Consider the following 19996-nt stretch of genomic DNA (forward strand, 5'->3'; position numbering starts at 1 on the left):
GATTAGGATTAAAGTAAATCATCTGTTTTGTCCAATTCATCATCTGAGAATTGGGCTAAGTAAGCATTTGTAGTTACGATATCATTATGACCAAGTCCTTGTCCAATCATACTAAAGCCAACACCTTGACGCAAAAGGGTTGTTGCATATGAATGTCTTGCAACATAGGATGTAACTTTGACTTTAATTTTAAGAATTAGAGCCATTGCTTTGAGGTCAGAATTTAGTGCTCTTAAACGTTTATGGATTCTGTGTTTTTTTTGAGTTTCGGTTTGGTGAAAAGAATTTAGGATAGGAAATACATATTCACTTGTCGGATCATCGAAATAATTGATAATAGCTCTTAATTTCTCATTGTATTTGAGTCGAAAGATTTTCCCTGTTTTTGCTCTTTTGTAAATAAGGCGATCATCATATAGATTGTCCTTTTTTAATTGAGCCATATCAACGAAATTTATTCCCCTTGCATAATAACTAAACATGAATAGATAATATGAATCAGTGAATTGGGGATATTTATTGATGTCAAAGTTCTTGAGAAGCTCGAGATCATTTGCAGAAAGAGCTCTCGGTGTTGCAATCGATTTTAATTTTGAAAGAGAATAACCTTCTTGTCCCGATCCTTTAGAAAATGGATAATAGCTTGAGTCAATATATTTTCGTTTAATTGCTTCATTATAAATAGCTCTAAGAGTTCTCATGTGGTGATGAACACCACCTCCAGTATTTTTTCTTCCGAATAAGTAAGTTTCAAATTGTTTTAAAAATTCATAATTGATATCATAGAATGTCAAATCTTTATTGTTTCGAAACTTTCGGATAATATTAAATGAGCTTTTATATATGTTGGCTGTATTTACTTTTTCGATACTTAGGAGTTCTCCTATTATTTCCTCATAAAAAGGAAAAACAGAAATTGTTTTCCCATCATTAGAAAAGCGAGATTGGAATAATTCAAAAGAAAACAGTTTGTTTTCAATTTTTATTTCATTGATTATTCGCTCTGCTTTAAGCTCTGTCGATTCTAATGCTTGATTTAATACTTTATAATTTTTTACCGACTTAGAAAAGCGTCCTAATTCTTCAATCCATTCTTCTGGAGTAGCTGTATAGCCAAGAGTGATTACCTTTCTCTTCCTATTGTGAATTAATTGTATGATGATAGGATATTTACCATCATTATACTGTTTCCACTTATATAGTATAATCTTAAATTTTGCCATAGTTTTAGTTGCAACAGAGTTGAAACAAATGTATGAATAAATGAAAATTGAAGCATGTTTATTGAAAAGTAAATGTACGTATAAACTTGATATATTGATATATGAAAGTTAGTGAAAACTAAAGAAAATAGAACCATTACGTCTGGGGGGCGTGTGGCCGCTGGTTCGAATCCAGTCATCCCGACAAAATGAATTCCAATTCATTTCATAAGCCTGCAAATCGATTGATTTGCAGGCTTTTTTAATTTTATCTCTTTTAAATTAATTCAAGCAAAGTTATTTAGCTGATGTGTCTATTTTTGTATTTCTATATTTGAAAACAAATAGACATAGTGCTTATTGCTTTTTTTGAGACTTATGATCGTGTTTGAATTATAAAAATGAAAACAGTCATGACGATCACCAAGCGATATATTGGCGCCTGATTATATGTATTGTTGTATATTTTTTTGACAATCAATTATTAATGATTTTTAATCACATGAAAAAATATATCATAGCTTTAATTGGTGCAATATGTTTGTGCTTGTTGTCGTTTCTGTTTTTTGATAAGTCCATTGGGCTTATTTTTATCGTGATTGCTATTGGCGTGGTCAGTGGTGTGCTATCAAAATTATTTACTGGTTATGTAATCCCGAATCAATTTGTTTTTCATTCCAGGTTCATTATTTACGGAATCGGTTCGGGACTTATGATTGGAATGCTGTTGTTTTTAGTTCGGTCGCTTGAATTGAACTTGTTTTCGCTGCATGCTTTGATGTTGAATTTGGTCGTATCGATTCCGATTGGGGTCATCATCACCGGATCATTCTTATATCTAGGTTTTAGAACGCTAAAAAAACGAACCATGAATATTGATGAAGATCAAGACTCTATCAGCGACCAAGCAACTTATACTGATTCGTCATGCAAAACATTTAAGGGGCGACTTGTTTTAGCAAAATGTAAATTGATGTTTTTCGAAATGCCTACTGGAGACTGTATTTTTGAGTATGGACTTGATGAATTAAATCCTGAGATTAAGCGGTCTGGTTTCTTAAATATTCCCAAAGGATTTAACATCGGTGATGAGTTGGCTAAATTGAATGTCGCATTTCCATACTACTGGATTGATTTGATTAAGAATAACAAACATTTCACATCATTGCCGTAATTTTCTCGCTCGGTTGACACGATTTTGGAATTAGTGCCTTTTCCTCCCTCGCTGTGTCGTCTCTGCACCACTTCTTTTTCCCTCCGTGTTGCCATCACCCAACTCGTAGAATACGCTGTGTGACGCATTTTGCTTTTTTTATTTGAACACAGTTTAAATCCTATCTCAAACATACATCATAACTTCAAAAACCTCCGAGCCTCTGTGTTCATTGAAATCTCTATGTGTTTTCTTGTTGATGTGTTTGGCTTGCAATAAGTGACTTGGATTATTTTATGCCGTTTTCTGCTGCAAAACACAGTACATTGTCAATTCATTCTGTTTTTCTTGCTCCTTTTTTTGTTAGTTTTATTGCTTCATTTATTTTTTTTTCAAAACGGATGAAGCACCAATGTGTTGCATTGCTGGTAGTAAAGCACGTTCCGTAAGGTTCGTTTCTCGCATCAATCATATAGTGTTTGATAGGAGATGCGCCAGCAATACGCCTCTGAGCATGTATTTAGTGTTGTGGTGTTTTTTTGATAAATCGCGCAAATGACCAAGATTCAATTTAAAAAAGAGAAAATATCAGTTCAGAATATCAATCGAATGAGATTTTGGATTGGAATTTTGGCAGGACTGGTTTCTGCTATTTCAATTTCCTTGTTTTTCAATCTTTCAAGAGAAACGTTTCGGTTTTTGACTAGTATTTCAGCGGACTTGCTGATTTTAAAAGAAAACGAGCTTCTTTTTTTTAATTTTTTCTTCTCTTTCCTTTCTGCTGTATTAGGACTTTCAATCACAATATGGATTTGGATGCAGAACAAGAAACATAATAGGCCAAAGGATCGCATTTATAAAAATCTTTCTGTCACAAATGCACTGTTGATTTTCTGGGTCATTCTGATGGTATTGTCTCGGTTTGGCTCAATCCTACCCATTGTTTTGTTCGGAGCACCCGGTTACGACAATCATTTAAACCTTTATGAAGAATATTGGATTCTTTTCGTGTTAATGCCAATTGTGGTATTTATGCAAAGTTGGTTTGCTGTCAGGCTTGTGTACCAAGCAGGAAGTTGGATTTTTCTTTCGTTCCTTTGCTGCTTGCTGACAGCATTTATGCTTCAATTAACAACTGCTGTGAATCAAGATGAACTCAATTCGGTATATCACTTAAGATTTCATAAAGACTACAACTATATTGACCATGAATTGACTATTGCCAAGGGGAAATATGGGGTGAGTTTTGATAACCACACCATTGAAGTGTTGAAAAAGCGTGAAACAGAAAGTTCTATTCAGCAGATTGTGAGTGTTAAAAAAGCATTTTCTTATGACATGCCAGTGACGATGGACACAATCATTCTTCAAAAGATAATTATCCGAAACTATAAAAAAGGCAGTTGGTCTTTTTTCCGGAGAAACTCAATCGAAAATTGGCCTTATGCACTTCCTATCGATATTCTAAAACAACTTGACTATTTTGATCCAAACTCAAACCAGGCAATAGAACTTTGTGACATTTTAAAAGAAATGATTGACTTAGTCAATACGCCAGAAATACATTGGGAAGAATGTCAGAATTTCACTGAAACAGAAAGACGAAGAAGTTTTGGCGCAAAATATCATATACCTGATCCACTAATTGAACAGTTGAAAGACGTTCGGGAAAGGCTGTTGGAAGACGACAGGTATGCTGATTTTTCAAATGATTTTAATGCAATTAATGATAGAGAATGAAAGGGGAAAAGTGTCATTGTGGTTCAATAGACGATTTCCCGTATCTGCTCCGCAATTCGCCATACGCCATTGTGGGCAAGTTTGTTACCTATTAATTAAACAATAGAATTACTGAAGATAATTACTTCAATGACGATGGTCCTGATGAAGAATTCAACTGTAATTATTGCGGCATGCATTATATTAATAGGTATAATTTTGAATGGATTAATTGACTGTGTCTTTGACTGTAAAAACTTGAAGGACAGAATAGCATCTGAGTTGGTAATTAAAAAGCTTCAAACTCAATGTCCTTAATTTTAGATGAGAAGATTGCAGCCGATGAGACAGATGATGAGATGAATCAAGACTTTGTGATCTGTTTTCTTAATTTCCCAAAGCTAATCCCTATGAAGTCTAATAATCTTCTTGTCTTTTTCGAATAACCCTGTCTAAACGATATTGGCTTATATATCGTAACTTCGCCACCATCATTATTCAACCCGATTGACATGGAACAACACAACTGCGACACCTGCCCCCTGCGGGCGCGTTATGATCGAAATTCAAAGTCGTTGATGGGGCGTTTTTGGCGATGGCACATTCGTTTTTGCCCCGGTTGGAAAGCCTATTTTCAGAGTTTGGATGCCAATGCACAACAGTTATTGGTGAATCAATATCAACTCAAGCGCTGATGGTGCAAAATGGTCTGGCACCGCAATCCAAGATGTGGAATCCCTGGTACGGCTGCCATAAGCTGAGCGAGGGCTGCCTGAATTGTTACGTCTATCAGGGGGATGCCAGGCGCGGCATCGATAGCACACTGATCAGCAAAACCAAGAGTTTCGACCTGCCCATTCAGAAGAAGCGCAACGGGGAGTACAAAATACCGTCGGGGGCGATGGTTTATACCTGTTTTACTTCTGATTTTCTGCTGCGTGAGGCCGACGAATGGCGCATGGAGGCCTGGCAAATGATTCGGCAGCGAAGTGACCTGCACTTTTTGATGATTACCAAACGCATTGACCGGCTTGCACAGGTACTGCCAGATGACTGGGGTGATGGATATCCGCATGTGACCATTTGCTGCACGGTTGAGAATCAGAGCCGTGCCGATTATCGCCTGCCCATTTATCGGCAGGCTCCCATACAGCATAAAATCATTATTTGTGAGCCGCTGCTCGAGCGCATCGACCTGACACCCTATGACATTGGTGAATGGGTGGAGCAGGTGGTGGTGGGCGGTGAGTCGGGGGCTGAGGCGCGGGAGTGCCACTTCGACTGGGTGATGGCGTTGCAGCAGTTGTGCGTGGAGCAAGGTGTGGCGTTTTGGTTTAAGCAGACTGGGACCCGGTTGGTGAAGGATGGGAAACAGTATGTGATTCCGCGGCGGCTGCAACATGTGCAGGCACGCAAAGCAGGCATCAATTACTTGTCGCGTTAGGGATTGCAGCGGAAAGCCCGCAGCACAGCGAGGACTTGGAGCGGAAAGCCCGACCCGCAGGGGAACGCCCTCATGATGAGGGAAATGTCGTGTGACGTCGCGATGCGATGGAAATAAAAAATCCACTTCCGGATGCGGGAGTGGATTTTTTGTTGTGTTGCGGGGCATTTACAGGATGTTGCTGATTTTGATGCCCACAAAGATGGTGCGGGGTTTCATGGGGCCGTACATGTAGCCGGCGTCGCGCGACTCGCCCTTGTCGAAGTCGGTTTGGTAGCTGTTGAACAGGTTTTGCACGCCGGTTTCGAAGCGAGCCAGCACGCCGTCGGTGATTTTAACGTCGTAGCTGAACTTGAGGTTGAGGTCGACGAACGAAGGGGTGTGCTTGATGACATCCTGATCGATGTATCCGGCATAGTGGGGCACGAGCATCGAGCCGGTGTAGGTTCCCGAGAGGTAAGTTTTGAAGCGGTTCCAGGGGCTGGCGGTGAAGCTCATGTAACCGTATGTTTCGGGTGAGCGAGGCATGGTTTCGAGCAGCTCGGCCGAGGTGTCGTCGCTCCAGGCTTCGGGGCTGAGGTAGCGGCTTTGTTGCAGAGTGAAGCCCATTTGCAACTGGTATTTGGGGCTGAAGATCATGCGGTTTTCGAGGTTGATGCCCATCACTTTGGCGCCGGAGGCGTTGCGGCGTTCCAGAAGTTTGTTGCCCTGGTCGTCGACACCAATTTCTTCGACCTTAAAGACGTCGGTGAGTTTGGTGTAGAAGCCTTCGACCATGAAGTTGTTTTCGATGTTGCCCAGGCTGTAGTAGCTGTCGAACGATGTGCTGTAGCTGTATGAGCGTTCGGTGGAGAGGTCGTCGGCCAGTTGAATGAGCATCACTTCGCCGCCCACGGCCATGATGTGGAGATCTTCGTCGAAGGCTTGCGGGGCACGGAAGCCGGTGGAGAAGGTGTTGCGCCATTGTAGTTTAGGGGTGATGTGGATGAGCAGGTTGGCGCGGGGGCTGATGATGGCGTCGTCGATGAGGTTGTGCTTGTCGAGGCGGGCACCCAGCAGCAGTTGGGCGTGGTTAAAGCGCCACTCGTTTTGGAGAAAGAAGCCGGCAATGTTGACATCTTGTTTGAGGTCGCGCTGGTAGCCGGGCATTTTGTCGTGCAGGTTGTTGAGCTGATATTCGGCACCGGTGGTGAGGGTGGCCGGGGCGAGCCACAGTTTGTCGAACTGGTGGGTGTACTGCGAACCGGCCACCAGGGCCAGGTCGGTGGTGTTGCCGTAGGCGTTGGGGTCGTGACCGGCGCCGTAGTAGCTGTCGCGCAGGGTTTGTTGTGCCGACACATAGGTCGAGAGTTTGTTGGCATACCCGGGGGTGAAGAGGTCGAGCACCAGTTCGCCGCCGTTGATGCGGTGTTCGGTTTGCTCGGTGATGTCGGTTTCGTGGGGTTGCAGGTCAAACTGGTTGCCACCGCGACGAAATTCGTTGAGGTAATGGTAGGTGGCCGTGATTTTGCTGTAGGGCGACATTTTGTAGTACGATCGGAAACCCAGTCCGCTGCCCTCAATCTTGCCCAGCTCCGAGAAGCCGTCGCCGTTGGCATCGTAGGAGCCGCGTTTGCGGTTAGAGGCAAACATGCTGAACCCGGCCTGGCGGTTGTCGCTCACGTACGAGCTGTTGAAGTGGATGGTGTTGTCGTCGGTGGTGCCGTCGATGAGGGCGTAGTTTTCGGTGACGTCGAAGCTGTTGTGGAGGGGTTCTTTGGTGATGATGTTGATGGTTCCGGCGATGGCGTTGGAACCGTACAGCGCCGATCCGCCGCCGCGAATCACCTCCACGCGGTCAATCATGTTGACAGGGATTTGCTCGATGCCGTACACGCCGCTCAGGGCGCTGTAAATGGGGCGGCTGTCGATGAGGATTTGCGAGTAGGGGCCTTCGAGGCCGTTGATGCGCACCTGCTGGAAGCCGCAGTTCTGGCAGTTGTTTTCGACGCGCAGGCCGGGCTGGTAGCTTAAGCCTTCGGAGAGGCAGACGGCATTGGTGGCCTGAAAGAGTTTTGCGTTGAGTACGTTTACAATCACAGCCGCATCCTGACGATTGGTTTCGCCACGGTTGGCTGTCACCACCACCTCGTTGAGACCGATGCGGTCTTCCTGAAGGTCGAACTTGATTTCGGTGGTTTCGTTGGGTTTCAGGTCCACCTCAATTTCCTGAGGCTTGTAACCCACAAAGTGCGCCTTGAGCACCTGCTTGCCGGTGGGGGCATTGGAGAGACTGTAGTGACCGGTTTGGTCGGTGGTGGTACCCACGTTGGTGTTTTTGACCACGATGTTGACAAAGGGGAGGTGCTCGCCGTTGCTGGTGACGTGACCGACCACGTGCGCATCGCTTTTGGGTTTTGAGTCGGGGTTGGCCATAATGCTGATGGTTATCAGGCTGGCCAGTAAAATGGTTAAACAGCGTTTAATCATGATGGTTATTGTTTTAATAGTTGAATAACAAGGTAATTGCCGGCTTCGTCTTTGTTGAGCCGGCTTTGGTTTGAAGGGAAAAGGTGCAGGTGAGGGGAGAAGCGTTCGCCCGGCATTTGCGTGAGGTTGCCGGTGGTGAGGGGGACGATGTCGCCCTTGTTCCCGATGCTGAAATAATGGGTCTCGACGGTTTGCGGCATCATGCGCATGCGATGTCCCCTTCGGCAGTGCTTCCATTGACGGCATTGACGGGCATAGAGGTTGATGTGGCCCGAGCCCAGCAGTCGATAAGGGGCGCCTTGCCACATGCGGTACACCGTGCCGTTGCATTTGCGGATGGCATAAATGCTATCGGCTGGCACCTGTTGTTGCCCTTGCGGGGTGACGATGTGTAACGATTGGGTGTGAATGCTGTTGCAGTGGTGGTGAGCACCGGCATGGGCAAAGGGGAGCAGTTGTTGTTGCTCGTAATCGGTGACCGTGCGGTAAACGCCGCATGCCTGTTGCTGTGCCGATGCACCCAGGCACATCATGCCCATGAGCAAAATGAGGTAACGCATGTTGCAAGTGATTTGTGTGCACAACATGTCGCATGCTTTGAATTAAAGCAGGTCTGTTGACACCTTGTTCTTAAATGGAATGGTGATAAACGGCGTGTGCCCGTTAGATGATTAAACGCTGAGACGCGAAGACGCAGTCATTCTGCCGGGATCGCTATGTCAATCCTTTGCGCCCTTTCTTGGCTATGCCAAGCGACTTCGTCGATTAGCGGTTAATTCTTACCGCCAAGACGCGAAGATTGCGCCAAGTGCGCTAAGCGAAGACTCAGCGTTTAGCGTTTTGTGATCAGCAAGCCGGAGGAGCTCGGAGCGATAAATAACGAAGATGACGGGTTTTGATGCACTCAACCGTGACGGGTTGTTGCGTGCTAATTTCGAGGTAAGCCGGTGCAGGTACCAGCAAGGGGGTGGATGAGGCTTCCCAGGTGGTTTGATTCAAAAGCTGAATCAGTTGCAGGGCATCCTTGGTGTGATGGTGGGTGGTGTTCGACGCATCGTCGTTGGCTCCCTTTTGAAACGGGTGGGAGTGCGTCACGGTCACCCCATCGACCGAGTGGGTGTGGTAAAACATGGATGTGCCACCGTAATAAGTCACAAACAGCACCCCCAGCACGAGGGGCAGCAGCGACTGCAACCATTGGCGATATGTGCGTTTTACCTGATACATCGCTGCAAATGTAAGATGTTTTGTCAAACGGTCATTATGTGGGCTTGTTAAGAATTAATAAAAATAAGAAGCATGGGGGAGCGGGCGTGTGATGATCATATTTTCTAACGGTGCGGGTTGTGACGGAGTAATTCATTATTTTCATGTGTTTAAAATATGTGATTCAATGGCTACATGGCACTCGCCAATCATCATCTTCGTCTGTGTGATGAAAGATGTATTCATGGTTCGTTTCATCGTGCCAAACTATCACCATTGACTGTTGACGATTATTTACATCAAACAATTATAACATGGAAATAACAGTGAAGCACAGTGTGAAGGCTTACCTTCACGACAATGTCCTTTCGGACACTCCCAATGATTACATTGCCCGGGTATCCAGCGAATCGTCGCTGTCGGTGGCTGATGTTTGCAAGTCGGCCGCCATGAGGGGGCACGCCGATATGCCGGCTCAAACCATTCAGCATGGGGTTGAACTATTTCTCAGGGAGATGTCTTATTTGCTGTGCGACGGGTTTAGCATTAATACGGGCTATTTCACGGCAGCGCCACAGGTGAAAGGGGTATTCAACAGCCCTGTAGAGACTTTTGATGCGAATAAACACGCCTTGCTGTTTCAGTTCACTCAGGGCGACTTATTGCGCCAATTGCTGCCCCATGTGAAGGTCGACATTCTGGGGGTGGCCGAATCGGGTGCCGAAATCGTGCAGGTGACTGATGTGAGAACCGGGTCGGTGAACGATGTCATCACTCCCCTGCGAAACATCAAAATTAAAGGGAGCAAAATCAAGCTCGAGGGCACCCATGCCGAGGTGGGCGTTTATTTTGTGCACGAACCCTCGGGCCAGGCAATACCGGTGGATCCCTCAGATGTGGTGATCAATAAACCCTCGGAACTCATTGTGGTGGTTCCCCCGCTGACTGCAGGAACTTACCGCCTGATGGTGAAAACGCAATATGGAAAGAACGTGACATTGAAAGGTTTGCGGATGGCAACCTTCGGTATGGTGTTGAGCGTTATATAGGCATTGATGGTTGTGTGACCCCGGTTGTCACGTCAACAATCGTGTCCCACGTCCATGGGAAAGCGATTCCCACGCCTATGGGAAAGCGATTCCCACGCCCATGGGAAAGCGATTCCCACGTCCATGGGAAAGTGTTTCCCACGCCCGTGGGATGCATCTTGAGGTGGGAAACGCATGGTGTGTCGCTAGTTCGTTGGTAGGATGAAGGACGCCGGTGTCATGTTTGATGCGTCTATGAAAGACCAATTCACGTCGTCTTTCAGCAAGGGGGGCATGAGTGATGCTGATTGTTACATCGGGTGATGTCGAGAGTGCCCTGTGATTCACTGATGAAAAGGTCGCACTGAATGAATCTCAGTGCAACTCGGTGTTTCCCGGGTGCAACTCGGTGACACGATCGTTGATTGCCAGATGTCATGACCCGATGACTCATGCCGAAAACAGGTTTCCCCCAACGACCTTTTGACACCTCCGCAGGCGTTGCCTTCCCTGCCCATGACCTCTCAAAGGGTGATTTCGTGCCCCGTGAAGTTGTAAAACACGCCCTTGCCCAAGCGTTGTTTCATGTCGGCAAACTTCTCCACGCCGGTGCAGTGGCAGGCGCCAATGCGACGAGGGTGATGGCGCTCGAGACAGGTCATGATCACCTCAAACTGCTCGGGGCCGCACTCCTTGATGTGAAATCCGCCCAATATCAAATCCACAGGCAGTTTAAAGTGTGCCACCGCCCCATCAATGATGTTGCTGATGCCACGATGCGAGCAGCTGGTGATGATGCTCATTGCTTGGCCGTCGGTATGACACAGGTACAGCTCGTCATCAAACTCGTCGTTGGCAAAGCCGCCGGGATAGCTGATTTTAAAGTTGCCAAAGTTGGTGTCCTGCGGGTGGCGGATGGCAATGCCGGGCATGATGAACAGTTGCGGTGCCACCTGGGTAATCTCCTTGACGTATTCGATGCGATGCTCCAGCATGGCCTGGTCGAAGGGCACGCCAATGAACCGCTTGGGGCCGTTGTATTTGCGCAAAAAGGCTTCTTCCTTGATGTACACCTTGGCGCGACTGTTGGCCAGCAAAAAGGGGTAGAGCCCCCCGGTGTGGTCGTAATGGCCGTGGCTGATGATGACGGTGTCGATGTCGGTGATGTCAATGCCCAGGGTTTGGGCGTTTTTCATAAACTGGCCGGTTTGTCCGGTGTCGAAAAGGATTTTGCGTCCGTGCGTCTCCATGTAAAATGAGAGGCCGTGTTCGGCGCCCAGTCCTTGTTTGTACACCAGGTTTTCGATGAGGGTCACTATGCGCATGCTTGTCGTGGTTTTGTAAGTTAAAACTCAATGCCTTTGCGGGCTTCTACGCCCTGGCGGTAATAGTGTTTGATGTCCTGCATCTCGGTCACCAGATGCGCCCTGTCCACCAGTTCGCGGGGGGCGTAACGTCCCGTGAGCACCAGCTCGGTGGCTGCGGGCTTGCTGTCGATGAGGTGCAGCACGGCTTCGAGGCTAAAGAGGCGGTAATACAGGGCAATGCATATTTCGTCGAGCACCACCACGTCGTAGGCTCCCGAGCACACAATGGCGGTCATCTCGGCCAGTCCCTTTTGTGCCGCTTCAATGTCGGGCGGGGTGGGGGCGTTGTTGATAAAGCAGTCGCGTCCGTATTGGCGAATGGTGATGTGGGAGGCGAGGGCCTTTAGGGCATCGAGCTCGGCATAGGGCATGCCCTTGACAAACTGCCCGATGAAGACGCGTTTGCCGGCACCAGCAGCTCGCACCGACAGGCCGATGGCCGCCGTGGTTTTTCCCTTGCCGTTGCCGGTGTACAGGTGTATGTAGCCTTGTGTGGGGGTGTGGGGTTGCATGGGCGGGGTTAGTATTGCATTTCGGCCGACAGCGCCATGCAGGGGTTATGACGGTGTGCGCGATCTTTGACAATGAGCGTGGTGACGGGGCTGTGCGAGTGACTCGCAAACACCATGTCGTGCCCCATGCACAACCCTACTGACACGTTGAGTTCGGTTTTGGCTTCGGCCAACAGCGCCGCCTGTGCTGCCGGGTTGCACGAAATGCCTCTGGCATCTGTGTCAAGCAGTTCGGCTGTGGTTAGTTTGGCCACTTTGCAGTCGATGGCCACCACCTCAAACTCCTGTTCGAGGATGCTTTTGAGGGCGTCGGCTTCCTTTTGCAGGCTGATGCAATTGGCAATGCCAATGCGACGGATGCCGGCCAGACGGGCGTAGTTCATCAGTTCCAAAATGCGGTTCTTACCTGGCAGGCGTGCTGCTTCGGCCAAACGCATGATGTGGAGGTCGTGGGCGGTGTATAAGGCTTTTTGCTGTTCGGTGGTCATGATGGTGTGTGTGGTGTGTTATAATGTGATGGGGCAAAGATTTTAACCCTGTAGGGGATGTATGACCAGACAAGGGTTTTCTGATGAATATCACAATTTGTTTATCCAATTGAGATGTGAAGATGTTTTCCTAAACCTAATTCAATCAATTTGTAGTATGTCGAAATCTGAATATCGCTTTGTCCCCGTTCTATTCTTGAGATATAGCTCTTTTTGGTACCTGTTTTTTCGGCAAGTTCTTCTTGCGTGATTTGAGCTTCTTTTCGGGCTTCTTTGAGCATCACCCCAAGCCTGAATGCTAACGATTCGGCATCGTATTTATCTCGGGTCGGAGTCCCTTTTTCTCCATACTTCTCTTTTAACAGGTCTTCAAAATCAGTGACGTTTTTCATTTTTATTTCCCTCCATATTTCTCGTTTAAATACGCTTCCTTTAATCGTTTAGCCAGTTTTATTTCTTTCTGTGGCGTTTTTTGAGTTTTCTTTACAAAGCAATTGGTCAGCACTACAAGGTCGCCCTTGTCTTGAAAGCATAAGATTCGAATGCTCTTGAAGGTTGTGATGACTCTGACTTCCCAAATACCATCCGTGTTTTCAAGTATTTTATAAAACTTATTGGGTACTTGTCTTTCAAATCTTACTAAATCAAGAACGTATTCAATTTTCTCCTGAATCTTTGAATCTTGACTTTTATAGAAGTTTACAAAGTTATCCTTGTATGTGATGACTCTTCTAATCATGGCTCAAAGTTAACTAGTGGGTTTACTTTATCAAAGTCTGTTCATCAAATTTCTGCGGGTGCATCTATTACAACCAATTTTCATGTCTCAAAATATTGATCGGAGTTGACTTCTCGAGTTCTTTGATGGTGCCTTTGGGCACCAAAGCTCGGTAGAAGAAGGTAAGCCAATCATCTTTCGCCCCGATTGGGGCGAGAGGTAACCGATTCCATCCAATGCTACCGATGTTTGACCCCGATGGGGCTTTTTCTTAACTAAACACGATTGAAACAAATCTCCTGATTTCGTTTCCGGTTTTAAAAAACATCGTACGGTGCCACAAAGGGTTGCAAATGAAGGATGCGAGCCTGCCGGGGAATCATCTCGCCGCGAAGGCGGATGCTGTGCTGGTCGCGCTCTAAAACGCAGCCCGTGGTGATGCCTATGCCCGGAGTGGGCGATGACTGCGATGTGTCGACATATACCACGTTGAGGTGCGACAGCTGCTTGGGCGGTATCCAGCTTTGGGTGAATTGCGAGGTGAGCTCAATGATGGTTTCGCTGTTTCGCTCGGCGTCGTGCCCGGCTTCGATGGTTTCTTTCACAATGCCAATGGGGCACAGGTTAATTGCTTGCATGGGTCGATGAGTGTAACAGGTGTTTTTGAATGGCGTTGGTGACGAACGGCGGTACCGCGCAGGGCTTAAAGGTGTCGCTTTTGACAAAGGCCAGTTCGGTGTCGGCTTCGTTAATCAGTTCGCTGTTGGTATTGTAAAGCTTGTACGAGAAGCTGACGCGTGGGCCACGGATGCCTTTCAGACAGGTGCGCACGGTCAGTTGCTCGTCGTAACGGGTGGTTTTGAGAAAGCGCATGTTCATGCTGATGACAGGCATCATGTAACCGGCCGTTTCAATCATCTGGTAGGGAATGCCAATGGCACGAAACAGCTCCCAGCGAGCCGTTTCGTAGTATCGGGCGTAGTTCGAGTGATGCACGGTGCCCATCTTGTCTGTGTCGGGATACATCACTCTGAAATAGGAGACGTGTTCAATCATCTTTCTTTTATTATGATGATGTTATTTGAGCAAGAAGCTTTTGCCGTTGGCTGCCTTCACACTGCCCTTAAACAGCATGCGGGGGTTGAGGATGCCATCCACCAGTTGGTCAAAGGCGGCTTTCACGCCAGGGTGTTCAAACAAGCGTTCCAGCTTGCCCGTGTCGCAGGTCTCGCACATGGTTTCGCTCATGGGTATTTGCGCCAGCAGGGGGATGTTGAACTGAGCGGCCATTTTGGCCCCACCGCCCTGGCCAAACAGCAGGTACTTTTCGTCGGGGTGTGCCGATGGGCTGAACCAGGCCATGTTTTCCACCACGCCCATCACCGGCACGCCCACGTGCGGATCCTGAAACATGGCGATGGCTTTTTGCACATCGGCAATGGCCACGGCCTGCGGGGTGGTGACCATGATCACGCCTTTGGCCGTGAATTGTTGCAGCAGTGTCAGGTGAATGTCGCCGGTGCCGGGAGGGGTGTCCACAATCAAATAGTCGAGCTCACCCCAGGCCGTGTCGGTGAGTATTTGCTTAAGCCCGTTAGAGGCCAGGGGGCCCCGCCACAAAATGGCTTTCTCGGGTTCTACCAAAAAGCCAATGGACATCACCTTGATGCCAAACTTCTCGAAGGGGACGATGCGTGTCTTGCCCTCTTCCTGATGGTAGTCCGGTGTTTGGTTGCCCATGTTGAACAGTGTGGGGATTGACGGCCCGTAAATATCGCCGTCCATGATGCCGGTCTTGAAGCCTTCCATGGCCAGACGCAGCGCCAGGCCTGCCGCAACAGTCGATTTGCCCACGCCTCCTTTGCCCGAGGCCACAATGATGAGGTTTTTGATGCCGGGTAGTGTGATCTTTTCCATGTTGATGATGCTGTTTTTGATGTGATATCAATGTCGTTTTGTGAATGATGTTCGGATGTGAGACACGAAGATGATTAGACGTCAGACAGAAAGATTAGACTAAGAAAATGAATCTAAACATTTTCCCTCATCTCATCCTCTGTCTCATTGTCTGACGTCTTCTTATCTCTCTCATCGATCCATGAGTCGTTTCAGCTTGCCTGCAATGAGCTTCCGTTTCAGGGGGCTGAGTTTGTCGATGAACAGGATGCCGTCCAAATGGTCGTATTCGTGTTGAAAGATGCGTGCCCTGATGCCGTCCAGCTCTTCGTGCACCGTCTCGCCCGTGAGGGTGGTGTAGCGCACCTGCACGCTTTCGGGACGCAGCACGTCTTCGTAAATGTCGGGAATGCTCATGCACCCCTCGGTGTAGTAACTCTGCTTGTCGCTTGTCGACACAATTTGTGGGTTCACGTAGCACTGCTCGTAGGGGGCAATGCCTTCGTCGGCCATGGGGGTGGTGTCGATGACGAAGATGCGTCGCGAGATGCCTACCTGCGGCGCGGCCAACCCAATGCCGCCACATTTCTTGAGCATGGCAAACATCTCGGCCGACAGTGTTTGGGTGTTTGTTTCGGAGCCGATTTCTTCGGCCTGCCTGCGCAGCACGGCTGACCCGTATTTGAATATTCTATTGAGCATGGTGGTTGATTGCTTCTTTTCCTGATACATGAATGAGTTGTTGCAGATGTTGCCATATCTGCATCACCGCCTTGGTGGTTGATCCATTGGGTTGCCACTCCACAATGCTTTTACAGTTGAGCATGGCTTGCACCACTTGGGCATCAAAGGGTAAATTGCCGGCCAATGATATGTGGTGATCGCGGCACCATTGTTCAATCTCTTCAGTCATGTGTATGTTCAGGTCATATTTGTTGATGACCACGCAACATTGAATGTTGAAGTTTTGTGCCACTTCGATGATGCGTTTCATGTCGTGAAAGCCCGAGCGGCTCGGCTCGGTCACAATCACCGCCACCTGTGCGCCCGTCATGGACGAAATTACCGGGCATCCGATACCCGGAGGGCCATCAATAATAATGGTCTGATGATGGGCCGCTTCGGCTGCCTTGCGCGCCTGATCGCGCACCACCGCCACCAGCTTGCCCGAATTTTCTTCGCCGGGTGCCAGTCGGGCATGCACCATCAGTCCGTTGCGATAGGTGCCGCTGAACCAATGGCTTTTGTCGCTTGGTATCATGGTGATGGCTTCGTTGGGGCATAACCGTGAGCATAGTTTGCATCCGTCGCAATAGGTCTCGTTGATGACCACTTGATCGTCTTTCCAGCCAATGGCGTTGAATCGGCAAAAGTCAACACACAAGCCGCATTGGGTGCATTTGTCCGCATCCAGTATCGCTTTGTAGCCGGTGGTGAACGACTCGTCGGTGGTGTTCACCGGGTTGAGCACAATGTGCAGGTTGGCCGCATCCACGTCGCAATCGGCCACCGTGATGTTGTGTTGCAGGGTGGCAAATGCTGCACTCAGGCTGGTCTTGCCGGTGCCGCCTTTGCCGCTAAGGATCGATATTTCAATCATTGGCATATAATGGAGTGGGGGTGTGAAGAAGATTTCTTTATTAGTTTATGCCTTGTTGAGCCTGCCGGAACTATGAAATGGGAATGTAGGCGTTGATGTTCGTGATCAATTGTTCAAACTGTTTCAGGTAGTCTTCATTGCAGTTCACTAATATTTGTCCTTCGGAGTAGATGCGTGCAATTTCGCGGTCAAAGGGGATTTCGAGCAGCAAGGGAATTTGCTCTGCTTGCAGCCATTGGTACAGAGTGTTGTCTCCAAGTCCTGCCCGGTTAATGACCACCCCGAATGGTTTCTTTAATTCGCGAAGTGTTTCCACCGTCAGTTTCAGGTCATTGAGTCCAAAGGGGGTTGGCTCGGTGACCAAAACCAAAAAGTCGGCCTGATCGGCGGTGGCAATAAATGGGCACGAAATACCCGGAGGTGAATCCAGCAGGTTGAGCGTGTCATCGGTGATTTGGCTCAGTGCTTTTTTGAGAATGGGCACGGGTGTGTACACGCCTATGTCGGCTCGCAATTCGGTCATCGTACCCTGCCCGGTGACATCGATGTGGGTAATGGTGCCCAGTCGACGCGGTATTTCTGTAATGGCACCCGTTTCGCACATCAGGCTGCAGGCGCCGCAGTCGTGACACAGCTCGCCAATGGCTTGTATGAAGGGACCCATCGGGAGATAAACAATGGCATTGTAACTGCAATATTCATAGCACTTGCCACAGTAGATGCATTGTGTTGCATCAATGACCGGGATGTTTTGAAACACTTCCTGCGTTTGGGTGATGTGGCCGCTGATGAATTCTCCCACGTTGGGTTCCTCCGAGTCGCAATCCACAATGTGTACCTTTTTGCCTTGTTTGAGCAGGGTGTAATAGAGGTTGTTGGTGACGAAGGTTTTTCCGGTTCCGCCTTTTCCGCTGGCAATGGCTATTTTCATCTGTTTATCATTTAACCCCTCATGCTCTTAAGGGTGAGTTGTGGTTTTCGTGTTTAAATAGGGTGTGTCAACCGGACTAACGCTTTGTCATCCTTTGCAATTCTCACCATTGTCCTCCTTTTGTGTGCAGAATTTATAGTCAGATGTTTTAGAATGTTGTTCGGTCTTGCTTTAGCTGGTGACGTGTGTTGTCAGCTTTGTATCATCCATCGACATCGGGTCTTGATGTCTGTCGCCATGTATCGTGTGATTGTCAATCACCACAAAGTCACCTTTTTTCAGGTTGAGCACCTCGGCGATGACATCGCATTTAATCATCAATAAAAAGAAGACGCGCTTGTCGGTTTTGCCCCATAATCCTTCAAAATTTCCTTGTCCTTTTGAAATAATCACGTCTGCTGACGCAAAGGCATGCTTGAATTCATCGGAGCAGGACGGTAAGATGGTGGATGGCGCATCGTAACTATTGCTGATGACGTCGGCCACATGGTGCATTCCAATGTACTCGGTGTCCTCAAGGGTGGCGTCATTAATCACGGCTGATCCTCGCACGGCATACGTTAAATGAGGATGCATCAGGTGTTCTATAAAAAGTTTGTCGGTCACTATCTCACCGCAGTTATCTCCCAGATATAAGATGGATTCTGCATTGGAAATTGCTGTTTTGAGTTGACTCGAATGGTCAATGGCAAAATCACTGGTGAGCACCCGCTCAATGGTGGCGCGGATATCATGACTGTTGCCCACGGCAAAGTCAATGATGTTACCGGCGATGGCCAGCCGCAATGCAGTGGAGAACGGATTGTCTGAGTCGATGATTTGCTTTTTGAGCTTGGGGTATAAGCTCATCACCAAATCGTTGCTCTCCTTCTTGACCTTTTGATAGGGGTCGGGATCTTTTGTGTAACTTTTTAATAACGCATGCAAGTCACGGGCGTAAGCCGGAGCCGAGAATTGGTCGCTTAACTGTGCTGTCAGCTTGGCCGTCTCAATGGTAAAGCGTGTCTTGTCGTTGCTGGTCAGCTGACTTTCGTTCAGGAGGCGTTCAAAGGCACGCATCATGCAAAAGTGACACCGGTAGTCTGATATCATGGATGTTGACGTGTTAATGGTCACATGAATTGGCACCCACGGTGAGACGGTTGTTCATCCAGTCGAGTACCAGTTCTTTAGGCGATTTGGGTTGAACGCCTACGTTAACCTTAATGTTTTGTGCATTAAAAAGTTGAATGGCACGTTGCCCCATGCCTCCGGCAATGACATCGGTAACGCCCTTGTTGGCCAGCCATGCCGGTAATAAACCCGGTTCGTGGGGAGGAGGGGTGATTAATGCTTCGTTGGTAATCTCATGGTTGTCGATGTTGATGATGGCAAATTGTTGGCAGTGGCCAAAATGCGAACATAGTTGTCCGTTTGCTAAGGGGATGGCAATGCTTCGTTTCATGATGTGTGGTGTTGTTTAGTAGTAGTTTGTTCTTTGTTGTTTTGTTTACGATGTTCCAAAAAATGGGAGTGATTGAAATGCTGTGAATACGGTTTGTTTTGCATCACGATGACTCGTTATCACCCACACTGTCACACTCCCTTTTTTTATTGCACGAACATTATCTCATGCCATGTCCGTGTCCATTGCCTTTACCCATGCTGCGTCCACGGCCTAATCCGGCTCCGGTGCCACGGCCTAAATGGAGTCGCAAGGGCGTTTCACTTGAGCGTTTGCTCATGATTTCGTCATTGCTGAGTCCCTTGTTGTCGGGATTGCAACGCCCCATTCGTCTGCCGGTCATGGCGCCTTCGCCTTGAGGGCCTCTTCTGTTTAATCCGGGCATAATGACCTCCTTTTTTTAAAGTGAATATTTCGATGTTCTCCTGCCTCGGCAGGATGTTAGTTTAATCGTTCGGCTCCTTTGTAAACCTCTTCAATGTGAAGAGCCACAGCTGCATGCCCCGGATGTTGGGGTGGGTTGATGCGCTTCATTTCCTCATATAGAGGGCCTTGATGATGATAGCTAAAGGTTCCTTTGAGTTGGTACGATTTTCGCTCCTTGGTGAGGAAAAGAATGGATCCTTTGCTGCCGTTCTCAATGTTTTGTTTGGTTTTATTGAAATAGTTGTCGGCTACTACAATTTGTTTGTTCTCGTGCAGATACACACAGCCTGCATATATCGCATTGGGAATCCCTTCGGGCGAAATGGTTGTCAATACAATGGCCCCCTCTCTGTTTTCCCAGGCTTCAATGACTTCCTGATTGAGTGCTTGCAT

General features: G+C 47.8%; 24 protein-coding genes. 5 read left to right on the forward strand and 19 right to left on the reverse strand.

What is annotated here, in order from left to right; all coding sequences use genetic code 11:
- Positions 1 to 8: 8 nt before the first annotated feature.
- Positions 9 to 1223: a site-specific integrase gene (locus tag LX69_RS02225; protein ID WP_111444193.1), complete on the reverse strand. Its 1215-nt coding sequence runs from the start codon at positions 1221 to 1223 to the stop codon at positions 9 to 11.
- Positions 1224 to 1704: 481 nt separating this feature from the next.
- Here LX69_RS02225 and LX69_RS02230 point away from each other — a divergent pair, with 481 nt between their 5' ends.
- The 4 genes from LX69_RS02230 (at position 1705) to LX69_RS02245 (ending at position 5518) form a co-directional block, all read left to right on the forward strand.
- Entirely contained in the window at positions 1705 to 2376 is a 672-nt protein-coding gene (locus tag LX69_RS02230) for a hypothetical protein (protein WP_146260610.1), read from the forward strand.
- 534 nt (positions 2377 to 2910) lie between these two features.
- Positions 2911 to 4095 carry an MFS transporter gene (locus tag LX69_RS02235; protein WP_111444195.1) on the forward strand — a complete coding sequence of 395 codons (1185 nt, stop codon included), beginning with the start codon at positions 2911 to 2913 and terminating at the stop codon, positions 4093 to 4095.
- A gap of 491 nt (positions 4096 to 4586) precedes the next feature.
- Positions 4587 to 4769 (forward strand): hypothetical protein, encoded by a 183-nt coding sequence (locus LX69_RS02240; RefSeq protein ID WP_111444196.1) that lies wholly within the window; start codon positions 4587 to 4589, stop codon positions 4767 to 4769.
- Positions 4769 to 5518, forward strand: coding sequence for a DUF5131 family protein (locus LX69_RS02245; RefSeq protein WP_221621254.1), 750 nt, complete (start codon positions 4769 to 4771; stop codon positions 5516 to 5518). Before LX69_RS02240 ends, LX69_RS02245 begins: the two co-directional genes overlap by 1 nt.
- A 168-nt stretch (positions 5519 to 5686) precedes the next feature.
- Here the strand turns inward: LX69_RS02245 and LX69_RS02250 are convergent, their stop codons facing one another.
- The 3 genes from LX69_RS02250 to LX69_RS02260 all read right to left on the reverse strand — a co-directional run bounded on the left by LX69_RS02250 (position 5687) and on the right by LX69_RS02260 (position 9214).
- Positions 5687 to 7987 carry a TonB-dependent receptor gene (locus LX69_RS02250; protein ID WP_111444197.1) on the reverse strand — a complete coding sequence of 767 codons (2301 nt, stop codon included), beginning with the start codon at positions 7985 to 7987 and terminating at the stop codon, positions 5687 to 5689.
- Between the two features lie 5 nt (positions 7988 to 7992).
- Positions 7993 to 8547 carry a hypothetical protein gene (locus LX69_RS02255; RefSeq protein WP_146260611.1) on the reverse strand — a complete coding sequence of 185 codons (555 nt, stop codon included), beginning with the start codon at positions 8545 to 8547 and terminating at the stop codon, positions 7993 to 7995.
- A gap of 286 nt (positions 8548 to 8833) precedes the next feature.
- Entirely contained in the window at positions 8834 to 9214 is a 381-nt protein-coding gene (locus LX69_RS02260; RefSeq protein ID WP_111444199.1) for a hypothetical protein, read from the reverse strand.
- Between the two features lie 293 nt (positions 9215 to 9507).
- On the opposite strand from LX69_RS02260, the gene LX69_RS02265 reads away from it, so the two are divergent.
- Positions 9508 to 10242, forward strand: coding sequence for a DNA-binding domain-containing protein (locus LX69_RS02265; protein ID WP_245934919.1), 735 nt, complete (start codon positions 9508 to 9510; stop codon positions 10240 to 10242).
- A gap of 503 nt (positions 10243 to 10745) precedes the next feature.
- Here LX69_RS02265 and LX69_RS02270 read toward each other — a convergent pair.
- The 15 genes from LX69_RS02270 to LX69_RS02340 all read right to left on the reverse strand — a co-directional run bounded on the left by LX69_RS02270 (position 10746) and on the right by LX69_RS02340 (position 19996).
- Entirely contained in the window at positions 10746 to 11546 is an 801-nt protein-coding gene (locus LX69_RS02270; RefSeq protein ID WP_111444200.1) for an MBL fold metallo-hydrolase, read from the reverse strand.
- Between the two features lie 20 nt (positions 11547 to 11566).
- The gene (locus LX69_RS02275) at positions 11567 to 12100 is read right to left on the reverse strand and encodes a cob(I)yrinic acid a,c-diamide adenosyltransferase (RefSeq protein WP_111444201.1); all 534 of its coding nucleotides are present in this window, start codon (positions 12098 to 12100) and stop codon (positions 11567 to 11569) included.
- Between the two features lie 8 nt (positions 12101 to 12108).
- Entirely contained in the window at positions 12109 to 12588 is a 480-nt protein-coding gene (locus LX69_RS02280) for a DUF1847 domain-containing protein (protein WP_111444202.1), read from the reverse strand.
- A gap of 101 nt (positions 12589 to 12689) precedes the next feature.
- Complete coding sequence (locus tag LX69_RS02285) at positions 12690 to 12980, reverse strand: helix-turn-helix domain-containing protein (RefSeq protein ID WP_111444203.1); 291 nt, start codon at positions 12978 to 12980, stop codon at positions 12690 to 12692.
- A gap of 2 nt (positions 12981 to 12982) precedes the next feature.
- A complete protein-coding gene (locus tag LX69_RS02290; RefSeq protein WP_111444204.1) occupies positions 12983 to 13327 on the reverse strand; it encodes a type II toxin-antitoxin system RelE/ParE family toxin in 345 nt (114 codons plus the stop codon).
- A gap of 296 nt (positions 13328 to 13623) precedes the next feature.
- Positions 13624 to 13944 carry a hypothetical protein gene (locus tag LX69_RS02295; RefSeq protein WP_111444205.1) on the reverse strand — a complete coding sequence of 107 codons (321 nt, stop codon included), beginning with the start codon at positions 13942 to 13944 and terminating at the stop codon, positions 13624 to 13626.
- Entirely contained in the window at positions 13931 to 14362 is a 432-nt protein-coding gene (locus tag LX69_RS02300) for an acyl-CoA thioesterase (RefSeq protein WP_111444206.1), read from the reverse strand. The genes LX69_RS02295 and LX69_RS02300 overlap by 14 nt, the downstream gene beginning before the upstream one ends.
- Positions 14363 to 14383: 21 nt before the next feature.
- Entirely contained in the window at positions 14384 to 15223 is an 840-nt protein-coding gene (locus LX69_RS02305; RefSeq protein WP_111444207.1) for an Mrp/NBP35 family ATP-binding protein, read from the reverse strand.
- 171 nt (positions 15224 to 15394) lie between these two features.
- A complete protein-coding gene (def, locus tag LX69_RS02310) occupies positions 15395 to 15904 on the reverse strand; it encodes a peptide deformylase (protein WP_170124201.1) in 510 nt (169 codons plus the stop codon).
- A complete protein-coding gene (locus LX69_RS02315) occupies positions 15894 to 16802 on the reverse strand; it encodes an ATP-binding protein (protein WP_170124202.1) in 909 nt (302 codons plus the stop codon). The genes def and LX69_RS02315 overlap by 11 nt, the downstream gene beginning before the upstream one ends.
- A 70-nt stretch (positions 16803 to 16872) precedes the next feature.
- The gene (locus LX69_RS02320; RefSeq protein ID WP_111444210.1) at positions 16873 to 17733 is read right to left on the reverse strand and encodes a nucleotide-binding protein; all 861 of its coding nucleotides are present in this window, start codon (positions 17731 to 17733) and stop codon (positions 16873 to 16875) included.
- 171 nt (positions 17734 to 17904) lie between these two features.
- The gene (locus LX69_RS02325) at positions 17905 to 18825 is read right to left on the reverse strand and encodes a damage-control phosphatase ARMT1 family protein (protein ID WP_111444211.1); all 921 of its coding nucleotides are present in this window, start codon (positions 18823 to 18825) and stop codon (positions 17905 to 17907) included.
- Between the two features lie 13 nt (positions 18826 to 18838).
- Positions 18839 to 19177: a NifB/NifX family molybdenum-iron cluster-binding protein gene (locus LX69_RS02330; RefSeq protein WP_111444212.1), complete on the reverse strand. Its 339-nt coding sequence runs from the start codon at positions 19175 to 19177 to the stop codon at positions 18839 to 18841.
- 160 nt (positions 19178 to 19337) lie between these two features.
- Positions 19338 to 19562 (reverse strand): DUF5320 domain-containing protein, encoded by a 225-nt coding sequence (locus tag LX69_RS17490; RefSeq protein WP_146260613.1) that lies wholly within the window; start codon positions 19560 to 19562, stop codon positions 19338 to 19340.
- Positions 19563 to 19618: 56 nt separating this feature from the next.
- Positions 19619 to 19996 (reverse strand): pyridoxamine 5'-phosphate oxidase family protein, encoded by a 378-nt coding sequence (locus tag LX69_RS02340; protein ID WP_111444214.1) that lies wholly within the window; start codon positions 19994 to 19996, stop codon positions 19619 to 19621.

Origin of the sequence: Breznakibacter xylanolyticus (assembly GCF_003254275.1) — a bacterium.
GTDB classification, from domain to species: domain Bacteria; phylum Bacteroidota; class Bacteroidia; order Bacteroidales; family Marinilabiliaceae; genus Breznakibacter; species Breznakibacter xylanolyticus.

Coding starts and splice junctions, on each gene's coding strand:
- LX69_RS02275 (WP_111444201.1), bottom strand. CDS start 12,100: ATGCAACCCCACACCCCCACACAAGGCTACATACACCTGTACACCGGC.
- LX69_RS02240 (WP_111444196.1), top strand. CDS start 4,587: ATGGAACAACACAACTGCGACACCTGCCCCCTGCGGGCGCGTTATGAT.
- LX69_RS02295 (WP_111444205.1), bottom strand. CDS start 13,944: ATGCAAGCAATTAACCTGTGCCCCATTGGCATTGTGAAAGAAACCATC.
- LX69_RS02245 (WP_221621254.1), top strand. CDS start 4,769: ATGGTGCAAAATGGTCTGGCACCGCAATCCAAGATGTGGAATCCCTGG.
- LX69_RS02260 (WP_111444199.1), bottom strand. CDS start 9,214: ATGTATCAGGTAAAACGCACATATCGCCAATGGTTGCAGTCGCTGCTG.
- LX69_RS02305 (WP_111444207.1), bottom strand. CDS start 15,223: ATGGAAAAGATCACACTACCCGGCATCAAAAACCTCATCATTGTGGCC.
- LX69_RS02300 (WP_111444206.1), bottom strand. CDS start 14,362: ATGATTGAACACGTCTCCTATTTCAGAGTGATGTATCCCGACACAGAC.
- LX69_RS02250 (WP_111444197.1), bottom strand. CDS start 7,987: ATGATTAAACGCTGTTTAACCATTTTACTGGCCAGCCTGATAACCATC.
- LX69_RS02285 (WP_111444203.1), bottom strand. CDS start 12,980: ATGAAAAACGTCACTGATTTTGAAGACCTGTTAAAAGAGAAGTATGGA.
- LX69_RS02265 (WP_245934919.1), top strand. CDS start 9,508: ATGGAAATAACAGTGAAGCACAGTGTGAAGGCTTACCTTCACGACAAT.
- LX69_RS02255 (WP_146260611.1), bottom strand. CDS start 8,547: ATGCGTTACCTCATTTTGCTCATGGGCATGATGTGCCTGGGTGCATCG.
- LX69_RS02235 (WP_111444195.1), top strand. CDS start 2,911: ATGACCAAGATTCAATTTAAAAAAGAGAAAATATCAGTTCAGAATATC.
- LX69_RS02315 (WP_170124202.1), bottom strand. CDS start 16,802: ATGATTGAAATATCGATCCTTAGCGGCAAAGGCGGCACCGGCAAGACC.
- LX69_RS02320 (WP_111444210.1), bottom strand. CDS start 17,733: ATGAAAATAGCCATTGCCAGCGGAAAAGGCGGAACCGGAAAAACCTTC.
- LX69_RS02225 (WP_111444193.1), bottom strand. CDS start 1,223: ATGGCAAAATTTAAGATTATACTATATAAGTGGAAACAGTATAATGAT.
- LX69_RS17490 (WP_146260613.1), bottom strand. CDS start 19,562: ATGCCCGGATTAAACAGAAGAGGCCCTCAAGGCGAAGGCGCCATGACC.
- def (WP_170124201.1), bottom strand. CDS start 15,904: ATGCTCAATAGAATATTCAAATACGGGTCAGCCGTGCTGCGCAGGCAG.
- LX69_RS02290 (WP_111444204.1), bottom strand. CDS start 13,327: ATGATTAGAAGAGTCATCACATACAAGGATAACTTTGTAAACTTCTAT.
- LX69_RS02230 (WP_146260610.1), top strand. CDS start 1,705: ATGAAAAAATATATCATAGCTTTAATTGGTGCAATATGTTTGTGCTTG.
- LX69_RS02330 (WP_111444212.1), bottom strand. CDS start 19,177: ATGAAACGAAGCATTGCCATCCCCTTAGCAAACGGACAACTATGTTCG.
- LX69_RS02340 (WP_111444214.1), bottom strand. CDS start 19,996: ATGCAAGCACTCAATCAGGAAGTCATTGAAGCCTGGGAAAACAGAGAG.
- LX69_RS02270 (WP_111444200.1), bottom strand. CDS start 11,546: ATGCGCATAGTGACCCTCATCGAAAACCTGGTGTACAAACAAGGACTG.
- LX69_RS02280 (WP_111444202.1), bottom strand. CDS start 12,588: ATGACCACCGAACAGCAAAAAGCCTTATACACCGCCCACGACCTCCAC.
- LX69_RS02325 (WP_111444211.1), bottom strand. CDS start 18,825: ATGATATCAGACTACCGGTGTCACTTTTGCATGATGCGTGCCTTTGAA.